A 311-nucleotide genomic window follows, 5' to 3' on the forward strand; every position below is an offset into this window, starting at 1 on the left:
TTGTAATATCTGGTAATACTTTATGGCAAAGTATTATCCAATACAACATAAAATTATGTAAATAGTGTATATGCCATTCTGTAAATACTAAAAACAATCTTCTGGGCGAATACCATGGCGGTTTATTTCCCATAAATTAAAATTTTGTACAATTGCCCTCAACGTACCTGTAATGTAAGAGGCACCAAATACAACCACCATTATTATCCACGGCCATGCATTCCAGGTTTTTCGATAAATATAACGAAGTGTGTCAGTCATTAACCAGACCGCATAGGCATATAATAATATAACGAACACGTTAATATCCC

Annotated in this window: 1 pseudogene; it reads right to left on the bottom strand. The window is 33.8% G+C overall.

The window, feature by feature from the left end:
* Positions 1 to 36: 36 nt before the first annotated feature.
* Positions 37 to 311, bottom strand: a pseudogene (locus CWB60_RS20535) (sensor histidine kinase); the annotation flags it as partial.

Source organism: Pseudoalteromonas sp. S327 (assembly GCF_005886415.1).
GTDB classification, from domain to species: domain Bacteria; phylum Pseudomonadota; class Gammaproteobacteria; order Enterobacterales; family Alteromonadaceae; genus Pseudoalteromonas; species Pseudoalteromonas atlantica.